Here is a 21,815-nt window from a genome sequence, read left to right as displayed (position 1 = left end):
TGAGTCCGCAGGCTTTTTTTCGTGTATAGTATAATAGAGTTATAGATTTAGGTCATAAATTACAAACTAAAGGATGCATATTATCATGAAAAAAAGAACTCTCTACTCTATCGCACTAATTCTAGGTTTATCCATCATATTGATCGTTACCCTTTTTCGCCCTCAAGCCTCGCGGTACGAGGGCTTCCGGGCCCACCGCATGGTGGCTCATGCCATGGGCGGGATTGAAGGGCTGACGTATAGCAACAGCTTTGAGGCTTTTGAAGCCAATTATGCCAAAGGGACCCGCGTGTTCGAGGCGGATCTGCTGCTCAGCAAGGATGATGAGCTCATCGCCCGGCACGAGTGGGGAGAGAGCTTTACAAAGATGATGGGCCAAGAGAAAGTAATGGATCCCGGCACCCATGCTGCGGTATGGACCTTCGAGGAATTTAAAAATGCTAAAATCATGGGCAAGTATGAGCCGCTCAGTTGGGACGATATCCTTGATCTTATGGAGCAGCACCCTGATATGTATCTCGTCACGGATACGAAACAGATTGAACCGGAGGAGATCGACCGGATTTTCACCAAAATCGTCGAGAGCGCGAAGCAAAAAGACCCGGCGTTACTGGAGCGGATCGTGCCGCAAATTTATTATCAGTCGATGTGGGATGCGATCGAGGACATCTATCCTTTTGAATCGGTGATTTTTACGCTTTATCAGACCCATGATTCGGATGACGAGGTTGTGCGTTTTGCCAAGGAAAAAGGGCTTGCGGCCATTACGATGTCCGAGACCCGGGCGAATGAAAACCTGGTGTCCGCTCTGAACAAGATCGGCGTTCCTTCATATGTTCATACCATTAACGATCCCAAAACGATCCTTAAGTTCAAGCGGATGGGCGTCTACGGCTTTTATACTGATTTTTTGGAAGAGGATGATGCCGGGCGTGTGGGCTGGCTGGAATACCTGGGCTTATAAAATATAAAAGCTGCCCCCGTCTTGAACCGACGGGGGCAGCTTTTTTGAGAATCAACTGCTTTTAAACGAATTTTACAGCTTCCAGATCCGGTACAGAATCATCGCTGCTTCTGCGCGGGTCAATGTATCCGCTGGTGCAATTTTGCCGTCCTTGCCGTTGACGATTCCGCTTCCTATGAGAGAAGCAGCGCTGTCTTTGGCATAAGCGGCAAGGCTTGCGGCATCCGAATAAGGATCCAGGCTTCCTTGGCCGCCAGTTTGCTTACCGGCCGCGTTCAAGGCTCTTGCTGTAAGGACCATCATATCTTGACGAGAAATACTGCTGCCTGGTTTGAAGGTGTTGTCATTAAATCCGGAAGCAATTCCAAGCTCCTTCGCGATAGCCAAGGCTTCCGCATAGTAAGCGGTTGGCTGAACATCACTGAAGGCTGCCGCATTTCCGCCAGAGCCCTTCAATTCCAGCGCTCTGACAAGCAAGGTGATGAAGTCTGCTCTCGTGATGGAAGCCTTAGGGGCGAAGTTCTCATCAGAGATTCCCTTAATAATATCGCGGGCCGCCATCGCTTCAACGGCTTGTTTCGCCCACGCCGTGTTTTGTAGATCGGCAAAAGATTTGGTTACATAAGCTACAGCATAAGTGCTAAAGTGGGTGGTTGTGAATGTAACCGAGCCTGTCTTCGAATCGTATCTTCCGCTTGGCACGGCCGTTGCCTGCCCTTGGCTGCCAATGTACAAGATCACGATTTGATCCGGGTTTGCAAGTTCCTGTGCGGCAGGGGTGTACGGCAAGGATACCGTTACAGGCGCCGCAGCATTGTTCCAGGCAAGGACACGGTCGCCAGCCTTCACGCTAAGATCGACGATCGGACGGCTGCCCACTTTTCCACGTGCATCGGCATTCAGGTCATTCGCAGAACCTTTGCTGATCTGAATGGAGACTTGCCCGGCTTCCTCCGTCATATTAGATAGCATTTTCGATGGTACATGAAGGGTTGCGTACTCCGTTTTGAGCACAAATTCAACATTGTTGTTGCTTTGCAGACTTGAAGCCGGCAGGTGAACAACATAAGATTGCACATTTGCTTGATTCGGTACTTCAATAACAATCTGCTTTTTGCCATTTGCTCCCAGTGAAGCTTGCCCGATTGCTTTATTCAGGCTTTCGCTGGATACGGTTGCCGAAGCGTTTCCGTTCTCAACCTTTACAGTAGGCTGGATGGATACAACCCCGTTGTTATTGTTGACCGTGCCGGGTTGTGTGCCAGGCTGCGTACCGGAGCCGCTGTTTCCGGAATTGGAGTTTCCGGAACCCGAACCGCCAGATCCACCACCGTTATTGCCACCGCCGTTATTACCTCCTCCATTGTTGCCGCCGGACGATTTGCCGAGGAGGGTGAGTTCCCCGAATACGGACGGGTCCTGATACCCTTGACCCGAAGGGTCATTCCATGCAATTACACTAATACGTGCGCCGTTCTTTGCATCGTTGATCTGGGCATCAAAGCCGATTTTAGCATTGTTGGCCGGTGTAATCGTTTTGAACGGGATTTTCATTTCAACCGTGTAATTCGTGCCGGAAACAGAGGTTTTGGATTCAAAACCTGCAGCGATTTTCGCCGGATTGAATGAAGTCTCGTTGTCGAAGTTCACTCTGTATTGTCCGTCATCGTCTTGATAGCTGGTTGATTTTGCATTGTTTTCATCGACGAATACTTCGACCGAATCCTGCTCCCAGACATTGACGCTGGATTTGTCCAGTTTGTCGTCGTTGACTTGAATCAATACATACAGATTTTTGTCATCCCATAGCGTTTTAGCTGTTCCTGAAGCACCTGACCAAGCCATCTGTTTCGTTTCCAGCTTCATTTCCGGAGCATTGCTCCATACGCTGTCAACAGACCCGTCAATAGACGGTGTTCCATAATACGCCTTGGATTGCTTGACATCAATGGTTTCAGGCGGATTTTCAGCCATGTACTTCCCGGGGTCAATTACCCCGTAGTAAGCTTTTTTCGCTTGCAGATCCTTATCGAACAGCACCGGATTCTGCTCGGCTCTCCAACTGGTTCCGTCACTCAGCCCCCAGAAGGTTACACGCGGAATATGATCGCTGTTCTTCTTATAAAGATCCATCAGTTGGGCAAAAAGATAACCTTGCTGCGTCGCTTCCTTGTCAGTGAGTACAGAATTGGAGCCAGCCATAATGTCCAGTTCGGTAATGCTGACTTCAACGCCCAGGGATATGAAACGCTCGAGCGAACTCTTGACATTGTCTATTCTGGTGCCCAGATTGTAGTGGGCCTGCATGCCGATTCCGTCAACCAGCTTCTTGCCTGGATGATCCTTGGAATAGTTTTCATTGAGTTCTTTAACCATGCTGTAGATAGCGGTGGATTTGTTCTGGTTATCATCGTTGTAATCATTATAGTAGAGCTTGATATCCCAGTCCGGGTGTTTATCGAGGACTTCTCTGGCTGCTAGGAACGCCTGATCGAGATAGTCATCCCCGATTGCTTTGTACCAGCCGGATTGGCGCAATGCCTTTCTCCATTCCTGCGGATTCGCCGGGTTATCGTTCATCGCTTCGTTGACGACATCCCAAGAGATTACCTGGTCACCGAAGTGCTCCATGACGGTTTGAATATGGGTCCTTAGATTGTCCAGAGCTTCTTCACGACTCAACGGTTGACCATCGGCCCCGGTATGAAGCCATTCAGGGGACTGCGCATGCCAGACAAGGACATGTCCGTGCAGTTTAAGGTCTGCGTCTTGTACTTTTTTGACAAGGGCATCTTCAGCGGCAAAGTCAAACACTCTATTGCTGTTATAGGCATAGTCCGGCTTCATATCGTTCTCAAACGTGACGACATTGTGGTGCTTCGTCAGAAGCTTAGGCCGATTTCCTTCAAAAGTGGCCGGGTTAACAATATTGCCAATCAGGAAATCGTTGGCGTACACGTCCTTAATATTAAGAAGATCTTCTTGAATCGGAGTCTGGCCTCCAACGAGTGTAACTTCCCCGAATACGGACGGGTCCTGGTACCCTTGGCCTGAAGGGTCATTCCATGCATTGGCACTGATACGAGCGCCGTTCTTGGCATCGTTGATCTGGGCATCAAAGCCGATTTTAGCATTGTTGGCCGGTGTAATCGTTTTGAACGGGATTTTCATTTCAACCGTGTAATTCGTGCCGGAAACAGAGGTTTTGGATTCAAAACCTGCAGCGATTTTCGCCGGATTGAATGAAGTCTCGTTGTCGAAGTTCACTCTGTATTGTCCGTCGTCGTCTTGATAGCTGGTTGATTTTGCATTGTTTTCATCGACGAATACTTCGACCGAATCCTGCTCCCAGACATTGACGCTGGATTTGTCCAGTTTGTCGTCTATGACTTGAATCAATACATACAGATTTTTGTCATCCCATAGCGTTTTGGCTGTTCCTGAAGCACCTGACCAGGCCATCTGTTTCGTATCCAGCTTCATTTCGGGAGCACTGCTCCATACGCTGTCAACAGACCCGTCGATAGACGGTGTTCCATAATACGCCTTGGATTGTTTGGCATCAATACCTTGAGGCGGATTTTCCTCCATGTACTTCTCGGGGTCAATTACCCCGTAGTAAGCCTTTTTCGCTTGCAGATCCTTATCGAACAGGGTTGGATTCTGCTCGGCTCTCCAGCTCGTGCTGTCATTTAATCCCCAGAAGGTTACACGCGGAATATGATCGCTGTTTTTCTTATAGAGATCCATCAACTGGGCATAAAGATATGCCTGCTGCTGCGCCTCTTTGTCAGTGATTGTAGAGTTGGTGCCCGCCATAATGTCCAGTTCGGTAATGCTGACTTCAACGCCCAGGGATATGAAGCGCTCGAGCGAACTCTTGACATTGTCTATTCTGGTGCCCAGATTGTAGTGGGCCTGCATGCCGATCCCGTCAACCAGCTTTTTGCCTGGATGAGTCTTGGCATAGTTCTCATTGAGTTCTTTAACCATGCTGTAGATGGCGGTGGATTTATTCTGGTTATCATCATTGTAATCATTGTAGTAGAGCTTGATATCCCATCCATTTTCATCAATGACTTCTCTGGCCGCAAGGAAGGACTGCTCAATAAAGTCATCGCCGATGGCTTTCAACCAGCCCGAATTGCGCAATGCCTTTTTCCAGTCTTGCGGATTCGCCGGGTTATCGTTCATCGCTTCATTGACAACGTCCCAGGAGATTACTTGGTCACCGAAGTGCTCCATGACGGTTTGAATATGGGTCCTTAGATTGTCCAGAGCTTCTTCACGACTCAACGGTTGACCATCGGCTGCGGTATGAAGCCATTCTGGTGACTGCGCATGCCATACGAGTACGTGTCCGTGCAAGTCAAGGCCTGCATCTTGTACTCTCTGTACAAGGGCATCTTCTGCGGTAAAGTCAAACACTCTATTGCTGTTATAGGCATAGTCCGGCTTCATATCGTTCTCAAACGTGACGACATTGTGGTGCTTCTTCAGAAGCTTGAGCCGATTCTCGTCAAAACTTCCCGGGTTAACAATATTACCAATCAGGAAATCGTCAGTGTAAACATCCTTTATGTTAGGGAGTCCTTCTTGAATCGGAGGCGCCGCAGCTACCGGCCCCAAATAGGACAATTTAAAATCATCCAGAAAGAAGGTACGGTTGCCTCCATCATTATTTGCGGTCTCAACATAAGCATTGAGTACGGTTGGGGTAGTCGTAAGAGTATATTTGCCCTTCAGTTCTACCCATTGTTGATCGGTTACGGTTACATTCGGTGACACGTTTGCAAAGCCGCTGTCTGCGTATTGGACACTAATGCGCAGAGTGGTAGGGGCCTCGCCTGATTTCATTTTTACCCATGCCGACAGCTCATACTGGTGGTTCTTGGCCATTTTGCCGCCGGCGTCGACCAATGCAGCATCATATTGGGTTGTAGTAGTAACAAGGAGACTCTGGCTGCCGTCAGAAGTATGGTTGTCCTCTTTGGAAAGTACTACAGTTTCCCGGCCATTCCGTGCTTTGAAACCATCCAGGCCATCTTCAAAGTCGGCGGATATGCCTGTTTTGTCTACAACTTCCGGAGGGTTAGTCCCGCCCGGCGTGACATCCGTGATGATCACTTCGTCGATGTAAATATCCGAGGTCAACATATTGCCTTCGGCCGGTTCAACGTAAATAATGACTTCCTTGGTGTTAGATGGAATCTCGTAGCCTTTAGTTTCAAATGTGGTCCATTCAAGAGCGTTTACTACCTTATTTCCAACGATCCAGGGATACTTGTTTTCGAGCAAGTCGGAATCTATTTTAGAGGCGATATGGAAATTGCCTGAATCCGAACCGAGTCTGACTTTGAGAGAAATGTCGTATTTTCGATCGGATTTGACAATGTTCGTCAGGGCGAGAGCAGGAACTGCTTTCTCATTGGCCCGGTTAAAAAACTTTAATGATTTAGTGCCAGCGGAGGCGATACCGTCAATAACGGAAACTTCACCGCTGGTGCCCCAAGAGAGCCTAGCCCATCCCCCGGCAGCACCATCTTCAAAACTTTGTTGAAGCACTACAGCAGATGAGGGAGGGGATTCTACTGTGGTGATTAAAATATCCCCGATATAGAAGGGAACTTTTGCACCTTCATCATTGGATTTTATCCGAAGAGCTGTACCCTCTACGTTCGTAACTGGGAGATTAGCAGAGAGTGAGACGCCTTGTCCTGCTTTAAACGCTGTGGAGCTAATTCCATTGTACGATTCATCATCACTGCCTTTATTGCTTACAACTTCAAGAACGACTTGCGCACCTTGAGGCAGATTATAATCATCCTCAACATAAACGGAAGCTGTTACGGTATATTCCTGTCCAGCCGCCAAGCCGATGTCACCGAATGCGAAGTCAACGCCGTCCCAATTATTGGACCGGTTGCTTACTGATAATGCTGCTCCATCCTCATTGCCGGTGAATTTCTTGCCAGTTACCGCCTCCAGGTTGGCACTACCCGATTGGGTTGCCTTACCCGGGCCATTTTCAAAGTTTTCGTGGTATACGATTACCGAATTAGGTGCTGCTGAATCCGCTGCCTGCGCGGTCCGGACAATGAGACCCGCCGGCATTAGCAAGGCCGCTGTAAGTAAGATTGAAGCAATTTGTTTGAACGATCTCCTCATTTAAAGCATTCCTCCTGCACCAAATTTGTCGAAAATGGTAAAGCGCTTACAAAAATGTAAATTTCACCTCCTCCCTTCCGGAGCATACCATTTCGAATTTGAACCGTCTTACTCAAAATTAAAGGACAATCCGAGTTTTTCCCAGATAAATGCAAAGAAGGAAGAATGCAAATGCTCTTTTCTACTGAGGGATAATAAATCCAGGAAGCTTCATAATGAACGTTCATTCTTTGTGGATCAGCTCAGGAGACCGGGTTCTTTTTGTTCGCATTTCATACGAACATTGACAGTATTCTAACAGTCACTTAGACTAGAAGTGGCTATGAAAAATAGCCGGTTTGCATGAATCAGCTGATACGAAATAAAGGTTGACCTAATACAGCGGACAAAGCACGAGCGGGGCGGGAGAGAGGCCCCGTTTTTCGTGACCGAAACGGGTATATGAATAGTTTGGACAAGCTTGGAGGAGTCGGTGTTGAAGCAAAGTTTGCAGTCTTGGCGGCATGTATTCAAGTTGGACCCCGATCGTCCATTGGAAGACGAGGTGCTGGAAGCCATTTGTATGTCCGGGAGCGATGCCGTTATGGTGGGAGGCTCCAGCGGAGTGACGTATGAGAATACGGTGGATCTCTTGTCGCGCATCCGCCGGTTTGAAATTCCATGCGTGCTGGAGGTTTCCGATTTGGAAGCCGTCGTGCCGGGATTTGATTTATATATGATACCGATGGTGCTGAACACCTCGCGGAGTGATTGGCTGGTCGGTCAGCATGCCCGAGCGGTCGAGCAGTACGGGTATATGATTCCTTGGGAGTTGTTGGTTCCGGAAGGCTACCTCGTTCTGAACCCCGATTCCACGGTTGCCCGAGTTACGGAGGCCACCACTGGCCTGGATGCAGCGGCTGCCGCCGCGTACGCCCAGGTTGCGGACAAATTGCTGCAGATGCCGATCATCTATGTAGAGTATAGCGGGACATTCGGCGACATGGAGCTTGTAGCGGATGTGCGCAGATGTCTTGAGGGTGCTCGTCTTTTTTATGGCGGGGGGATTCACGATGCCGAAACAGCACGCCGAGCGGCGGCCGTCAGCGACACAATCGTTGTCGGTAACGCAATTTACAGCGACCTTCAAGGTGCGCTGAGCACAGTCCGGGCGGTGAAAGGGAATAGTATTACTGGCGGTAGCAGTAACGGTAGTTTCTACGGCAGTGGTAGCAGGTAAGAGCAACCTTAGTAACCCAAGTAACCCAAGCCCTACCGAAAACAAATTAACTGCATTTTCTCCAGCTATTTTGGCAAAATTGCAGCCTACGACTAAATTAGCTGTAAAACCTCCATCTATTTAAGACGAATTAGGCAACTTTGGCGTGTAGAAGGCGAATTAGCTGTAGGTTTTACAGTTAGTTAATGAGATTGCACGAAGACGGCGAAATTAGCTGTATATTTTCCAGTTAATGTCCAACACTCGATTTAAACACTATATTTATTATCATATTACTAATCTACAAGCATCAATCTACCTTGTCCTAGAGCCTATCAACTAGTTTATCCAGCGAATCATCATCGCCATCGTCCATCGTCATTATCATTAATCTTCTTCACAATTCATCCTATATTATTCGATAAAACGTGGAGTCACTTTCACTTCACATTAAGTATTGAGCATTTGGAAAGGAGCATTTTCTATGCAACCTGTTAATATACAAGAGGCGGTGGCCCGCCTAAACCCGGAGCAGCGCAAAGCCGTCGAGACGACGGAAGGCCCGCTGCTGATTATGGCCGGCGCGGGCAGCGGCAAGACGCGCGTGCTCACGCACCGCATCGCCTACCTGATCGCTACGCGCAAGGCCCCGCCTTGGGCGATTCTCGCGATCACGTTTACGAACAAAGCCGCCCGCGAAATGCAGGACCGGGTCTCCCGGCTGGTTGGCGGGTCGGAAGGCCGCGACATTTGGGTATCCACCTTCCACTCCATGTGCGTACGGATTCTCCGTAGAGATATCGAGCGTATCGGGTTTACGTCGAACTTTTCCATTCTGGATTCTACCGATCAGCTCTCCGTGATCCGCAATTGCATGAAAGAGATGAACATCGACACGAAAAAGTTTGAGCCGAAGGCGGTTCAGTCGATGATCAGCACGGCGAAGAACGAATTGATCACCCCGAAACAGTATGAGCAAAAGATCGGGGACTATTTTGAAGGCATCGTCGCTAAAGTATATACCATGTACCAGAAGAAGCTCCGCAACAACAATTCGCTCGATTTCGACGATTTGATCATGAAGACGATCGAGCTGTTTAAAGAGACGCCGGAAGTGCTGGATTTCTATCAAAAAAAATTCGCATACATCCACGTCGATGAGTATCAGGATACAAACCGGGCCCAATATATGCTGTGCCGCATGCTGGCTGACAAGCATCACCGGATTTGCGTCGTGGGCGATAGCGACCAGTCGATCTACCGTTGGCGGGGGGCGGACATCAGTAACATCCTGAATTTCGAACAGGATTATCCTGAAGCGAGCACGATTATGCTGGAGCAGAACTACCGTTCCACTTCGACGATTCTGAACGCGGCGAACGGCGTAATTGGGCGGAATACCGGACGCAAGCCGAAGAAACTGTGGACCGACAAAGGCGACGGGGACAAAATCAAAGTATACCGCGCAGATTCGGAGCATGATGAGGGGTATTTCGTAACCTCGGAGATCGCCAAAAATGTAAAAGACGGCAAGCAACACCGCGATCATGCTATTTTGTATCGGACTAATGCCCAGTCCCGGGTAATCGAGGAAATTCTCATCAAATCGGATATCCCGTATCAGATCGTCGGAGGCATCAAGTTCTACGATCGTAAAGAAATTAAGGACCTGCTCGGTTACTTGCGGCTTCTGTCCAATCCGGACGACGATATCAGCTTGACCCGGATCATCAATGTGCCAAAAAGAGGGATCGGCGATACGACGGTAGGCAAGCTGGCGGATGCGGCGGCGCAGCGGGGCACTTCCATTTTCCGCGTGCTGGAGACGGTGGACGACCTCGGCTTCGCAGGACGTACGCGTAATGCGTTGGTTGAGTTCTATGACATGATCGCCGCGCTGCACAAAATGGTCGAGTATCTGTCCGTGACTGAACTGACCGAGAAACTGCTGGAAATGTCTCAATACCGGATGGAACTGCAAAGTGAAAATACGCTGGAGTCACGTTCCCGGCTCGAAAATATTGATGAGTTCCTGTCAGTAACGATGGAATTTGAGAATAATAATGAAGATAAGACGCTCGTATCCTTCCTGACCGATTTGGCGCTGATCGCCGATATCGACAGCATGAACGACAATAGCGATGCGGAAAAACAAAACGATGACGCCGTTGTGCTGATGACGATGCACAGCGCGAAGGGACTGGAGTTCCCGATCGTTTTCATTATCGGGATGGAGGAAGGCGTGTTCCCGCATAGCCGGGCCTTCCTTGATAATGAAGAGCTGGAGGAGGAGCGCCGCCTCGCCTATGTTGGCATCACGCGGGCCGAGGAGAAGCTGTTCCTCTCCTGCGCGCAGATGCGCACGCTGTTCGGCCGCACTACGGCGAACCCGCCGTCGCGCTTTCTGGAGGAGATTCCTGAGGAACTCAAGGAAGATACAGGCATTGAGCGCGACCGCTACCGCCGGGGGGCGGGCATCGGCGGCGCGTACAGCGGCCGTGGCTTCGGCGCCAGCGGCGGCAGCAACTTCGGCCACCGCGGCGGCGGGGCCGAATCACCGGCCTCGCGGCCTGCCGCAGGCGGCCGAAGCGGCAATGGCAGCAGCGGCGGCGTAACCGTGACGGTACCGGGCATGGCCGGTACCTCCGGCGGCCCGTCCACCGCGAGGAAATCAACGCCGGGCGCCGGCAGCTCCGGCGACGGCTTCAGCGCCGGCGACAAAGTGTCGCACGGCAAATGGGGCATCGGCACCGTCGTGGCGATTAAAGGCTCCGGCAATGACATGGAGCTGCAAATCGCCTTTCCGGCGCCGGTCGGCGTGAAGCGCCTGCTGGCGGGATTCGCTCCGATCACGAAGGTGACGGAGTAGTAGAAGCTCAGCAGGCATTCAGCCATACAGCCAGTGTACCAAGCACTGGCTGTTGCAACTTCCAGGTCGTTTTGTGCGCCTGAGGAGGACAAAACGGAAAAGTGTCCACCTAAAAGTGGACAAATGGATATATTGTACCCGCCCAGGTTTTTTATCAGCCAGCCTGCAAGAGCAGCCAGAGCCAGAGAAAATGATAGTTAAATCGAGACGCAAGCGGCCCCGGAAGCCCCGGGTCCCTTCGTTTCCATACATATAAGGAGGGTTGTCCCGCATGGATGCTATGCAAAGAATGGAACAGCTTGTCGAGCAATTGAATCAGTACAGCTATCACTACTATACTTTGGACCAGCCGCTCGTCAGCGACAAGGAGTATGACGTGCTGTACGACGAGTTGGTCGCTTTAGAGAAGGAATCCGGAGTGCAGCTCCCCGATTCCCCTACGCTTCGGGTCGGCGGCGAATTGCTGCAGGGCTTTAAGCCGCATAAGCACCTGGCTCCATTATGGAGCCTCGACAAAGCGCAAAATGAAGAGCAGCTGATCAACTGGAATAATCGGGTTCAAAAATTGGTCGCCGACTACAACAGCAAACATCCCGACAACCCGCTGCCTCAGCCCACATATGTAGTGGAGCTTAAGTTTGACGGCCTTACACTCAACCTGACTTATACCGACGGCAAGCTGGTGCAAGCCTCCACGCGGGGGAACGGAGCCGTCGGAGAAGGCATTTTGGCCCAGGTTAAAACTATTCGTTCCGTACCGCTTACGATTCCGTACAAAGATGGTACGATCGAAGTGCAGGGCGAAGGCATTATGAATTTGTCCGTCCTCGCCAAATATAACGAGACTGCGGCGGAGCCGCTCAAGAATGCGCGCAATGCCGCGGCAGGAGCTCTTCGTAACTTGAATCCGCGCACGACGGCGGAGCGGAAGCTGAGTGCTTTTTTCTATAATGTAGGGTACTCTAACGGCATTCAGTTTAGCGATCACCGGGAGATGATGGAATTCCTCAAGGAGAACCGTTTCAAGGTGAACCCTTACGTGACTTATCACCAGAGCTTTGAGGAAGTGATGGGGGTGCTTCACTCGATCGTGGAACAGCGCTCTTCGCTGGACTATCTGATCGACGGGGCCGTCATTAAGATCACTGACATGCGCACACGTGAGGCGCTCGGCTATACCGACAAGTTCCCGCGCTGGGCGGTTGCGTTCAAGTTTGAAGCCGAGGAGACGACCACGATTCTTGAATCGGTGACCTGGAACGTGGGACGCACCGGCAAAATCACGCCGCTCGCGAAGGTGGAAGCCGTGGAACTCGCCGGAGTCACCGTGCAGAACTGCACGCTCAACAATGTGGGCGATATTGAACGCAAGAATCTAAAGTTCGCGCTTGGCACGCGTGTGTTCATCCGCCGCTCCAACGACGTTATTCCGGAAATCCTCGGCAAAGTGACCGAGGAACAGGACGGCGGGGAGATCGTTTATCCGGAAAACTGCCCGGCCTGCGGTTTTCCGTTAGAGCAGCGCGGAGCTCATCTGTTCTGCAACAACCGGCTGGACTGCAAACCGCAGATCGTCAGCCGGATCACGCATTTTGCGTCCCGCGACGCGATGGATATCGAAACGTTCAGCGAGAAAACCGCCGAACAGCTGCATGACGAACTGAATGTCCGCGAACCGGCTGAGTTGTATACTCTATCGTTTGAGGACTTGATCAAGCTGGACCGGTTCGGAGAGAAAAAGGCGAATAATCTGCTCCAGGCGATTGAGCAGAGCAAGGGACGCGACCTCGCTTCCTTCCTGTTCGCGCTCGGTATTCCAAACACCGGCAAGTCGACAACGAAAGTGTTGGCCGATCATTTCCGCGATTTGTCCGCGATCATGTCCGCCACTGTCGAGGAGCTGACCTCCTTGCCGGATATCGGTGGCATTGTGGCCGAGAGCATCGTTTCGTTCTTTGCCGACCCGTTTATGCAAGCCGGCATTCAAAAGATGCTGTCCCAAGGCGTTGAGGCCAAAGCGCCGGAGGTAACGGCTCCGGTGACGGATTCCTTCTTCTCCGGCAAAACCGTCGTATTGACCGGCACCTTGCACTTGCTCGGCCGTGACGAGGCGACGGAGCGGCTGGAAGCGCTCGGCGCGAAGGTTACCGGCAGCGTCTCGAAGAAGACGGATCTGGTGATCGCCGGCGAGAAAGCCGGAAGCAAATTGGCCAAGGCACAGGAACTCGGCATTCCGGTGATCGAGGATGAGAACGAATTTATCAGGCTGCTGAATGGCGGGGATTTTTTCATATAGCGCGAGGAATATTTTCTGTAAATAAAAAAGTGGATGACATATATTTTATTGTTTTGTATAATAATATTAGAGATCAGTTAGAAAACCCTGTATGTACCTTCGAGTATGTATGGGGTTTTCTCGTTGTAGGGAGGAAAAGTATGGAAAAGCATTACAATACACTTCGTGGTAGATTAGATAAACTAAGAGCTCGTGGAATGGCAATACCAAAAGACAAAGAAAAAGAACGTGGAGTCATTAAACGTTATAATTATTATAATTTGGTTAATGGCTATAAAGACCCTTTCTTGCTTGATAGAAATAACTATCCGGCTCATGCAGATCCCAATGAAGATTATTATATACCAGGGACAACTCCATCTCATTTAGAGGCATTGTATATATTCGATGAAAAATTAAGAAGGATATTCCTAGAGAGAATATTAATAATTGAAGAGTGTCTTAAAGATGTAATTGTACAATCTTTTTATGAACATCATACAGATATGGGGAAGAAACAAAAATTAGTTAACATCTTACATAGAGAAAGTGAATATTTAAGACGTAGTTACTATGATTTAACAGATGTAAAAACATATGTGGTGAATGAGAAAAGTGGACATAAATATACTGTAATTGGCACGGATCCAGGGCGTAATGATACGATGAGACGGCACCCAAAACAATACATAATTAATAAAGACGAAATATATCATTCATTGATTGCTATCGTTTATAAACAAATTGGTCAACAACGTAAAAAAAACAAATCGATTAGTTCTTACTTAGATAAACATACATATCTACCTATGTGGATACTTACTAATATTATGACTTTTGGGAATGTGAGTAAACTATTCGAGATCTTGACTTTAGATGTTCAATTATTAGTTTTAGATAAGTTGAAGTTAAATGGCGGTGGCTTATCAAACCAGTTAAAAGTGTTAAATGCTTCAAGAGTAATACATATTTTAGGGCTGTATCGTAATTCATGTGCGCATAATGAACGGTTTTATTGTAATAATGTCCATATCCCTATTGATGATGAATTTATGGGATATTTGAGTAAATTTCCTCAATCAACTCAAATAAATACGTTAAAAGGTGGAACGCGATATTTAGTCAATAGACAATTTGAAAAAATTGAACGCCATAGACACAGCATCTATTCTTTGATGTTTTGCATATCTTTATTTTTAAATCAAACGGAATTAACAAAATTTAAAAATGATATAAAAAGAGAGTTGAGGTCATTAAACTCTACATTACCTACTACTCCATACCAAAAGGTTGAACGGTTAATGGGCTTAGATTTTGATTGGTATACTCATCTCATTAAGTAGAAGTCGGCATAAGCCGGAGAAACTCCGGGCTTGCAGGCTCCCTTGCGGAACCTTAAGCCCGGAGTTTTTTTGTGCAAAGTGACTGAGGTCATTGAAGCGACCCGGGGTTCCTTTCATGATGGAAAGTGCCAAACGAAAGGTTCTTTCCCTTTGCACTTAGGAATTTGGAACCTGGAGACTTAGAAACTTAGAAATGAAGAAGTGAAGGATGGGAATTTGGAATGGACACGATGAATCTGGATGCATTCCGGCTCCAGTGGAAGCCATCGCGCTTTAATGCGCAGAGTGACAATGAAGAAGGCGCCCTGGTGCTTTACAACAGCTATACGGGGGCCATCGCATCCTTTACGGGAGAAGAAAGAAATCGGGTGTTGGATTGTTTGTATCCAGGAGGAGCCGAGGAAGTTGTTGATGAGAGCGATGAAGAGATTCGTTCCGGACTGATTGAGCACGGTTTCCTCGTCAGAGAAGAAACGGATGAACTCCGCCGGGCTCTGTTCCTTCATCAATCCATGCACGCTCAGGATACGATGCATTTGGTCCTCCTGGTAACTGAAGCGTGTAATTTCCGCTGCAACTATTGTTACGAACACTTTCCACGGGCCTCCATGCGTCAGGACGTCATTAATGGCCTGGAAGCTTATATGGAAGATCGCGCAAAGACGCTGAATCGCCTGACGATTAGCTGGCACGGCGGCGAGCCGCTGCTTGTACCGCATATCATTGAGCGGCTGTCCCGCTCTTTTATGGCTGCTTGTGAACGGAGCGGGGCGGTTTACGGCGCCGAAATGTCAACCAACGGCTATTATTTAACCCGGGAACGGTTCGAGCAGATGCTGGATCTGCAAGTCGAGCGGTTTATGGTAACGCTGGACGGCGAAGGGCAGGTGCATGACACCCGCCGGGGTCTCCATGGGGGTGGCGGAACCTATCAAACCATCGTCGACAATCTATTGTCCTTAAAAGAAGTGAACCGTCATTTTGAAATCAATGTCCGAGTCAATTTTGACAACAGCAATCTGGACTCCGTTTCCCGGTTCATTCCTGTGCTGCGTGATATGTTCGGAGACGATCCCCGGTTTAAAGTGTATTTCCGCCCCGTCGGCTGCATGGGAGGGGAGAATGATCTGAACCTCCCGGTATGCGATGAGCGGACCAAGGATATTAAAATCTGGGAGTTCAATGAGCAGGCGATTGCGGCTGGGCTTACCGTCAGTTCTTTTATTTCGGATACGTTATTGCCAACAGGTGCCGTGTGTTATGCGGCGAAGCCGAATTCTCTGGTCATCGGTTCCGACGGTTTGTTGTACAAATGTTCCGTGGCTATGGAGCAGGACAATAACAGGCTGGGCGTGATTCATCAAGACGGCACACTGGACATGGATTACGACAAGCTGGCGCTATGGACGACTTCCGGCGAGGAGAGCGACGAGAATTGCCAGTCTTGCTTCTTCCGCCCTGCCTGTCATGGTAATCATTGTCCTTTATTCCGTATGCGCACCGGACAGCGTCCGTGCTCTTACGAGAAACGACAGATTAAACGTGCGCTCCGGACGATCTGGCTTCAGAACGAAGCGGACGAAGCGAATGAAGTGGTGCATTCTAACTGAATCACAACGCATCATGCCCATTTTTTTTCAAGGAGGTGAATCATTGTGAAGGTAATTCGTTCCGCAGCTCAAGCTGCACTAATTAAAACGGGCCGTGTCTCCAAGTCGGTGCCGGGTAATTTGAGCTAACAAATCTGCTTCAGTGAAGATCCCTTGGCCGTTGGCGGCGAGGGATTTTTTCATCTCTGTAACTTTTATGATCGCAATACGTTCAATTCAAGAGAATTATCCATATTCTGGGGGTGTTCGTTTGAAAAGGATGATTGCAATGAAATTGATCTTAATGACGCTAAGCCTTGGTCTTGCTGCCGGCTGTGCCGGAAACGAGCCGCGGGGAGAGCTGAAATCGAAGACCAGCCTTAAAGTGTTATTTTCGGATGAGGATTATTTCTTTCGGCAATATGGCGATCTATTTGTGATGAAGAACGGGAATGTGGACATTGAGGTCGTTAGCACGCAAGACCTGCGTAATAATTTGGGGGACAAAACCTATGATGATGCTTTGGATGAATTGGTAGAGCGGGAACGGCCGGATATTCTTATGGTTAGTACCGATATCTTTGAACGATATGCAGGTGCAGGCAAACTTGCGGAACTGGATCCCCTCCTTGAAAAAGACCATTACAGCCTGGAAGCCATGCTTCCTGGTCTTGTCGATACGATGCGTAAGATCGGTGGCGGGAAATTATATGGACTACCCCCTTCTTTTTACGGAAGCGCCGTATATTACAACAAAGACCTGTTCACGAAGTATGGAATTGAACCGCCGCAAGATGGGATGACTTGGGAAGAGATTATGGAGTTGGCACGCCACTTTCCGGCGGAAGGAGATGAACTGAACCGGGTTTACGGTTACGGGGCGAATTATTCCCTGACGTTTGAAAATTTGCTCTCACTATTCTCCCATGCAGAAGGCTTGACGTATGTGAACCCCGAGACAATGAAGATGACTATAGATACAGTCTCTTGGAGAAAAGTTTATGAGACTGCGCTAAGCGCATATCATTCGAATGCAATATATGGCCCTTCTGATGAGGCTGGGGCTTCGTTAATAACAACCGAAGAGTCGATGCTGAGAGAACCTTTTATCATGGGGCGCGCCGCCTTGACGGTGAATGGCTCCCATATTCTTCAGAAGTTGAAGCAAGCGGAGGAGATGATTAAAGATTACGAGGCTTTTGAGGTGGGACTCGTCTCTGGACCTGTCGATCCTGCAGACCGGGAGACAACCCGGGAAATCAGCTTCGGAGACATTACAGCAATAAATGCAAATTCAACAAATCCGGAGGCGGCATGGGAGTTTTTCCGGTTTCTGCATGGCGGCGAACTGGCAGCGATTAAATCAAAAACGCCTTACAGTTTAATGTCGAGAAGCGATTACAAAATGGAGTATAACGGAGTCGCGCTCGATGCGTTTTACACTTTAAAGCCGACGATAAATTCTAACAATGCAGACCTGAAGGGGATTCCTTCTTCTTTTTTTAGCGAATTTCAGATTATAAGGAATAGGGAAACCCAACTCTTTCTAAGCGGGGAGAAATCATTGGAAGAAGCTTTGAATACAATGCAGGCTGAAGGACAAGCCGCTTTGGACCTTTCTTTAGAGAACACTCTCCAAAATATGTAACAAATCGTGGAAAACTATAACAATTAATATGTAACTTTAGTTGAGCGGTGTACGTTATATGACTAGAGTGTCCAAATTTATACAATAACTTAGGGGGTAACAATGGGATTCAAATGGGTACATAAGTCCTTGATCTTGACAATTAGTCTAGTGCTCATCGCGGGGTGCAGCGCCGGACCGGCCAAGGAAAAGGAAACACAGCAAAGCCTCAAAGTCATGTTCGGAGATGAAGGATATTTCTATCAAACCTACGGCGATCTCTTCGCGATGAAATACCCGAATATCGATATTGAAGTCGTAAGCACGAACAGTTTGTATAACGGCGAGCAAACCGATATGGATAAAGCTTTTAGCGATTTTGTAGAGAAGGAACAGCCGGACGTTATCATGATGGATAACAATAACTTTGAGAAATTTACGTCCGAAGGCAAGTTGATGGAACTCGATACGCTAATTGACAAGGATAAATACAGCACCGATACGATTTTTCCCGGCCTGCTTGAAATGTTGAAGGAAAAGGGTGGCGGAAAGTTATACGGACTGGCTCCATCCTTTTACGGAAGCGTGATTTATTATAATGCCGACTTGTTCGCTAAACACGGCGTTGAAGTACCGCACGATGGAATGACCTGGCAGGAAATTCTGGAAACGGCTCGTCGTTTTCCGGCCGACGGGGATGAGAAGACCCGGATTTATGGATACGGTGAACAATACGGCGGCACGACTCTTGAGAACCTGGCTTCCAGAATTGCTTCGACCCAAGGGCTGAAGGCCATTAATCCGGATACGATGAAGATCACGCTGGATACGGATTCCTGGAAACAGACTTATAAGCTTGCGCAGGATGCATTAGCTTCAAATGCTATCTACAATCCGAAGGATGGCGGCTTCCAAGGCGGGACCATGGAAGAGTATTATCAAAGCCAGCCGTTTTTGATGGGTCGCATGGCCATGACGGTGGACGGCGTCTACTTCTTACAGAATCTAAAGCAAGCCAAGAGTTCGATCAAAGACTATAAACCGTTTCAGATCGGCATAGCCGCAGGGCCGGCGGACCCGGCAAGTCCGGATACGTCCCGCGATATTTACCTGGGCAGAATCTTTGGAATCCGGGCGAATTCACCGAATGTAGACGCAGCTTGGGAGTTTATGAAATTTGTAAACGGCGATGAATACGCGAAGATCAAATCCAGAACCATGAACGATGGAGTTCTGTCCAGAATGGGCATGTCCAAGGAATTTGATGGTGTAAGTCTGGATGCGTTCTATAAATTGAAGCCGAGCCCCGAGGACACTTATCGGAATATGGAGAAAATTCCGAATGATTTTTATACCCAATATTATCCGATCGTCTCTAAAGAAATAGGCCTCGTCGAAAGCAAGAGTAAATCCGTGGACGAAGCGCTGAAGGCGATCCAGCAGGAAGGGCAAGTCATACTTGATAAAGCGGTAAAGGAACAGGCTAGCAAGAAAGATTCGGATTCCGCAGAAGGCGCGGGAGACGGAGCTGCTGGAGAGCAGAGCATAACAGTTGAGACTAAATCCGCAAATTAGAGTTTATTAGGAAATGATATTTTATGATGGGGGGATCTTTTATTTTATGTTGAAAAGTAAATTGGTTCGTAAACTTACGCTGACGGCAATGGCCAGTCTAATGGTGATTGCCGCCGGTTGCTCGACCGGTCCCGCGAAAGAAAGTGAAACCCAGCGGAGCCTTAAAGTTATGTTTTACGACGAAAGCTATTTTTTTCAGCAGTATGGTGATTTGTTTGCGATGAAATACCCCAACACCGAAATTGAAGTAATCAGCACTCAATCGATTTACTCCGGCAATAACGGGGAGGTTATGGATTATAACAAGGCTGTACGGGATTTCATCGACAAAGAACAACCGGATGTCGTTATGGTGGGCACGGATAACTACGATAAATTGGCCAACGACGGCAAACTGATGGAATTGGATACATTAATTGAACGGGATAAATATGATACCGAGACGATTTACCCGGCCCTCCTTGAGATCCTGAAGGAAAAAGGGGGCGGCAAGCTTTACGGTTTAAGTCCAACCTTTGGCGGGAGCGCTGTTTTTTATAATGCGGATCTGTTCAAAAAGCATGGCGTAGAACTTCCACACGACGGGATGAGTTGGCAGGATATTCTCGATTTGGCCCGGAGATTCCCGACGGATGGAGATGACAAAACGAGGATTTATGGTTACGGCACGAATTACGGAATGTCGCTAAGCATGCTGGCACAGAATATCTCCTCGGCGGAAGGGTTGACTGCGGTTAATCCAGGTACCAAAAAGGTCACGCTCAATACGGACTCATGGAAAAGAGTATATAAGCTCGCCCTCGATGCTATAGATTCGAAGACGGTTTATAATCCGAAAGATGGCGGGTTTATGGGGGGCTCGATGGAGGAGTATTACCAGAGCCAATTGTTCCTTATGGGCCGGATGGCCATCACGACGGGTGACCCGTACATCCTGCAAAATTTAAAAGAAGTTAAAAGCTCTCTCAAAGATTACAAGCCGTTTGAACTCGGAATGGTATCAGGACCGGTTGATCCGGCCGATCCGGAAACTACGAGAAGCGTATATTTGTATGATGTTTTCGGAATTAGGGCGGGTTCCCCGAATGCAGACGCTGCATGGGATTTCATCAAGTTTATTAATGGGGAGGATTTTGCAAAGATCAAATCCAGAACTATGAACAACGGGTTGCTGTCCCGGATGGGATACAATAAAGAGTTTGACGGGCACAGCTTGGATGTTTTCTACAAGCTGAAACCTAAAGTGTCAGCGGATATGTACTCGCGTACGGATGAAATTCCAGTTGAGTTCTACTCCCAATTCCAGCAGATACAAGATCGTGAGTTAGCCTTTGTTCAAGAAAAGAAGAAATCCTTGGATGAAGCGTTGAAAACGATGGAGCAGGAAAGCCAGGTAGCGCTCGACAAGGCCATCAAGGATAAAGAGGCTAATGCGGGTAAGGAAGGTAAGGCGGAAGAAGGCAGCGGTGATGCTGCCACTTCAGATGCGGGTTCCGTCAATGTAACGGAAACAGAGACAGAGACAGTTACTGAATAATAAAGTTAGTTTACAAAAGACTAATCCGAACCTTGAACGGGGCGGGTTAGTCTTATTTATTTTCATCCGGCTCACTGAATATTATTTTGGAAAAATATACTTATTGCATTCCTTGTTCAGGCGTGATAAATTATTTCTTGTCGCTTCGGACGGTTGCTTGCTGAATTGCTTGCATCGAGAAAAAAGAAGTTGACACTGAAAGAAAGATTCGATATAATAAGTAACTGTTCGACAAATTATGATATTCATTAAAAATGTTGAACAAAAGCAAGCAAGTTCTTTGAAAACTGAACAAATGGAACACGTCAAAAAATGAACGATTTTTATAATCGTCAGTTTCAAAATGAGCAAGTCAAACACCTTGATGGAACACCTCTTACCTTCGGGTATGAGACTCCTTCCATCTTGGATGAAAAATCCTTCGGTCGTTGATCGAATGATTTGTTCATCCTTTATTGGAGAGTTTGATCCTGGCTCAGGACGAACGCTGGCGGCGTGCCTAATACATGCAAGTCGAGCGGACTTGATGAGGAGCTTGCTCCTCTGATGGTTAGCGGCGGACGGGTGAGTAACACGTAGGCAACCTGCCCGTAAGACTGGGATAACTACCGGAAACGGTAGCTAATACCGGATAATTTATTTCACCGCATGGTGAAATAATGAAAGACGG

10 protein-coding genes and 1 rRNA gene are annotated in these 21,815 nt (G+C 48.3%); 10 read left to right on the top strand and 1 reads right to left on the bottom strand.

The window, feature by feature from the left end:
* The first annotated feature begins 85 nt into the window (after positions 1–85).
* Positions 86–964: a phosphatidylinositol-specific phospholipase C/glycerophosphodiester phosphodiesterase family protein gene (locus KJS57_RS24380; RefSeq protein WP_213656622.1), complete on the top strand. Its 879-nt coding sequence runs from the start codon at positions 86–88 to the stop codon at positions 962–964.
* Positions 965–1,036: 72 nt separating this feature from the next.
* Here KJS57_RS24380 and KJS57_RS24375 read toward each other — a convergent pair whose 3' ends face one another.
* A complete protein-coding gene (locus KJS57_RS24375; protein WP_213656621.1) occupies positions 1,037–7,132 on the bottom strand; it encodes an endo-1,4-beta-xylanase in 6,096 nt (2,031 codons plus the stop codon).
* Positions 7,133–7,607: 475 nt separating this feature from the next.
* Here KJS57_RS24375 and pcrB point away from each other — a divergent pair, with 475 nt between their 5' ends.
* The 9 genes from pcrB to KJS57_RS24330 form a co-directional block, all read left to right on the top strand.
* Positions 7,608–8,351: a heptaprenylglyceryl phosphate synthase gene (pcrB, locus tag KJS57_RS24370; RefSeq protein WP_213656620.1), complete on the top strand. Its 744-nt coding sequence runs from the start codon at positions 7,608–7,610 to the stop codon at positions 8,349–8,351.
* Positions 8,352–8,814: 463 nt separating this feature from the next.
* On the top strand, positions 8,815–11,199 hold the full coding sequence (gene pcrA / locus KJS57_RS24365) for a DNA helicase PcrA (RefSeq protein ID WP_213656619.1): 2,385 nt from the start codon (positions 8,815–8,817) through the stop codon (positions 11,197–11,199).
* A 271-nt stretch (positions 11,200–11,470) separates the two neighbouring features.
* Positions 11,471–13,495 (top strand): NAD-dependent DNA ligase LigA, encoded by a 2,025-nt coding sequence (ligA, locus tag KJS57_RS24360; RefSeq protein WP_213656618.1) that lies wholly within the window; start codon positions 11,471–11,473, stop codon positions 13,493–13,495.
* A gap of 140 nt (positions 13,496–13,635) precedes the next feature.
* Positions 13,636–14,817: an Abi family protein gene (locus KJS57_RS24355; protein WP_213656617.1), complete on the top strand. Its 1,182-nt coding sequence runs from the start codon at positions 13,636–13,638 to the stop codon at positions 14,815–14,817.
* Positions 14,818–15,047: 230 nt separating this feature from the next.
* Positions 15,048–16,427, top strand: a complete 1,380-nt coding sequence (locus tag KJS57_RS24350) for a radical SAM/SPASM domain-containing protein (RefSeq protein WP_213656644.1) — start codon at positions 15,048–15,050, stop codon at positions 16,425–16,427.
* 268 nt (positions 16,428–16,695) lie between these two features.
* Positions 16,696–18,054, top strand: a complete 1,359-nt coding sequence (locus KJS57_RS24345) for an ABC transporter substrate-binding protein (RefSeq protein ID WP_213656616.1) — start codon at positions 16,696–16,698, stop codon at positions 18,052–18,054.
* Between the two features lie 102 nt (positions 18,055–18,156).
* Entirely contained in the window at positions 18,157–19,608 is a 1,452-nt protein-coding gene (locus KJS57_RS24340) for an ABC transporter substrate-binding protein (protein ID WP_213656615.1), read from the top strand.
* 46 nt (positions 19,609–19,654) lie between these two features.
* Positions 19,655–21,145, top strand: coding sequence for an ABC transporter substrate-binding protein (locus KJS57_RS24335; protein WP_213656614.1), 1,491 nt, complete (start codon positions 19,655–19,657; stop codon positions 21,143–21,145).
* Positions 21,146–21,597: 452 nt separating this feature from the next.
* Positions 21,598–21,815: ribosomal RNA gene (locus tag KJS57_RS24330) — 16S ribosomal RNA — on the top strand; the annotation flags it as partial.

The organism is Paenibacillus vini (assembly GCF_018403325.1).
Classification (GTDB): Bacteria; Bacillota; Bacilli; order Paenibacillales; family Paenibacillaceae; genus Fontibacillus; species Fontibacillus vini.
This window is presented reverse-complemented; position numbering and strand designations above follow the sequence as displayed.

What these genes read in the sequence shown, in the direction of transcription:
- KJS57_RS24380 (WP_213656622.1), top strand. Translation starts at nt 86, where the DNA reads ATGAAAAAAAGAACTCTCTACTCTATCGCACTAATTCTAGGTTTATCC.
- KJS57_RS24375 (WP_213656621.1), bottom strand. Translation starts at nt 7,132, where the DNA reads ATGAGGAGATCGTTCAAACAAATTGCTTCAATCTTACTTACAGCGGCC.
- pcrA (WP_213656619.1), top strand. Translation starts at nt 8,815, where the DNA reads ATGCAACCTGTTAATATACAAGAGGCGGTGGCCCGCCTAAACCCGGAG.
- ligA (WP_213656618.1), top strand. Translation starts at nt 11,471, where the DNA reads ATGGATGCTATGCAAAGAATGGAACAGCTTGTCGAGCAATTGAATCAG.
- KJS57_RS24355 (WP_213656617.1), top strand. Translation starts at nt 13,636, where the DNA reads ATGGAAAAGCATTACAATACACTTCGTGGTAGATTAGATAAACTAAGA.
- KJS57_RS24350 (WP_213656644.1), top strand. Translation starts at nt 15,048, where the DNA reads ATGAATCTGGATGCATTCCGGCTCCAGTGGAAGCCATCGCGCTTTAAT.
- KJS57_RS24345 (WP_213656616.1), top strand. Translation starts at nt 16,696, where the DNA reads ATGAAATTGATCTTAATGACGCTAAGCCTTGGTCTTGCTGCCGGCTGT.
- KJS57_RS24340 (WP_213656615.1), top strand. Translation starts at nt 18,157, where the DNA reads ATGGGATTCAAATGGGTACATAAGTCCTTGATCTTGACAATTAGTCTA.
- KJS57_RS24335 (WP_213656614.1), top strand. Translation starts at nt 19,655, where the DNA reads ATGTTGAAAAGTAAATTGGTTCGTAAACTTACGCTGACGGCAATGGCC.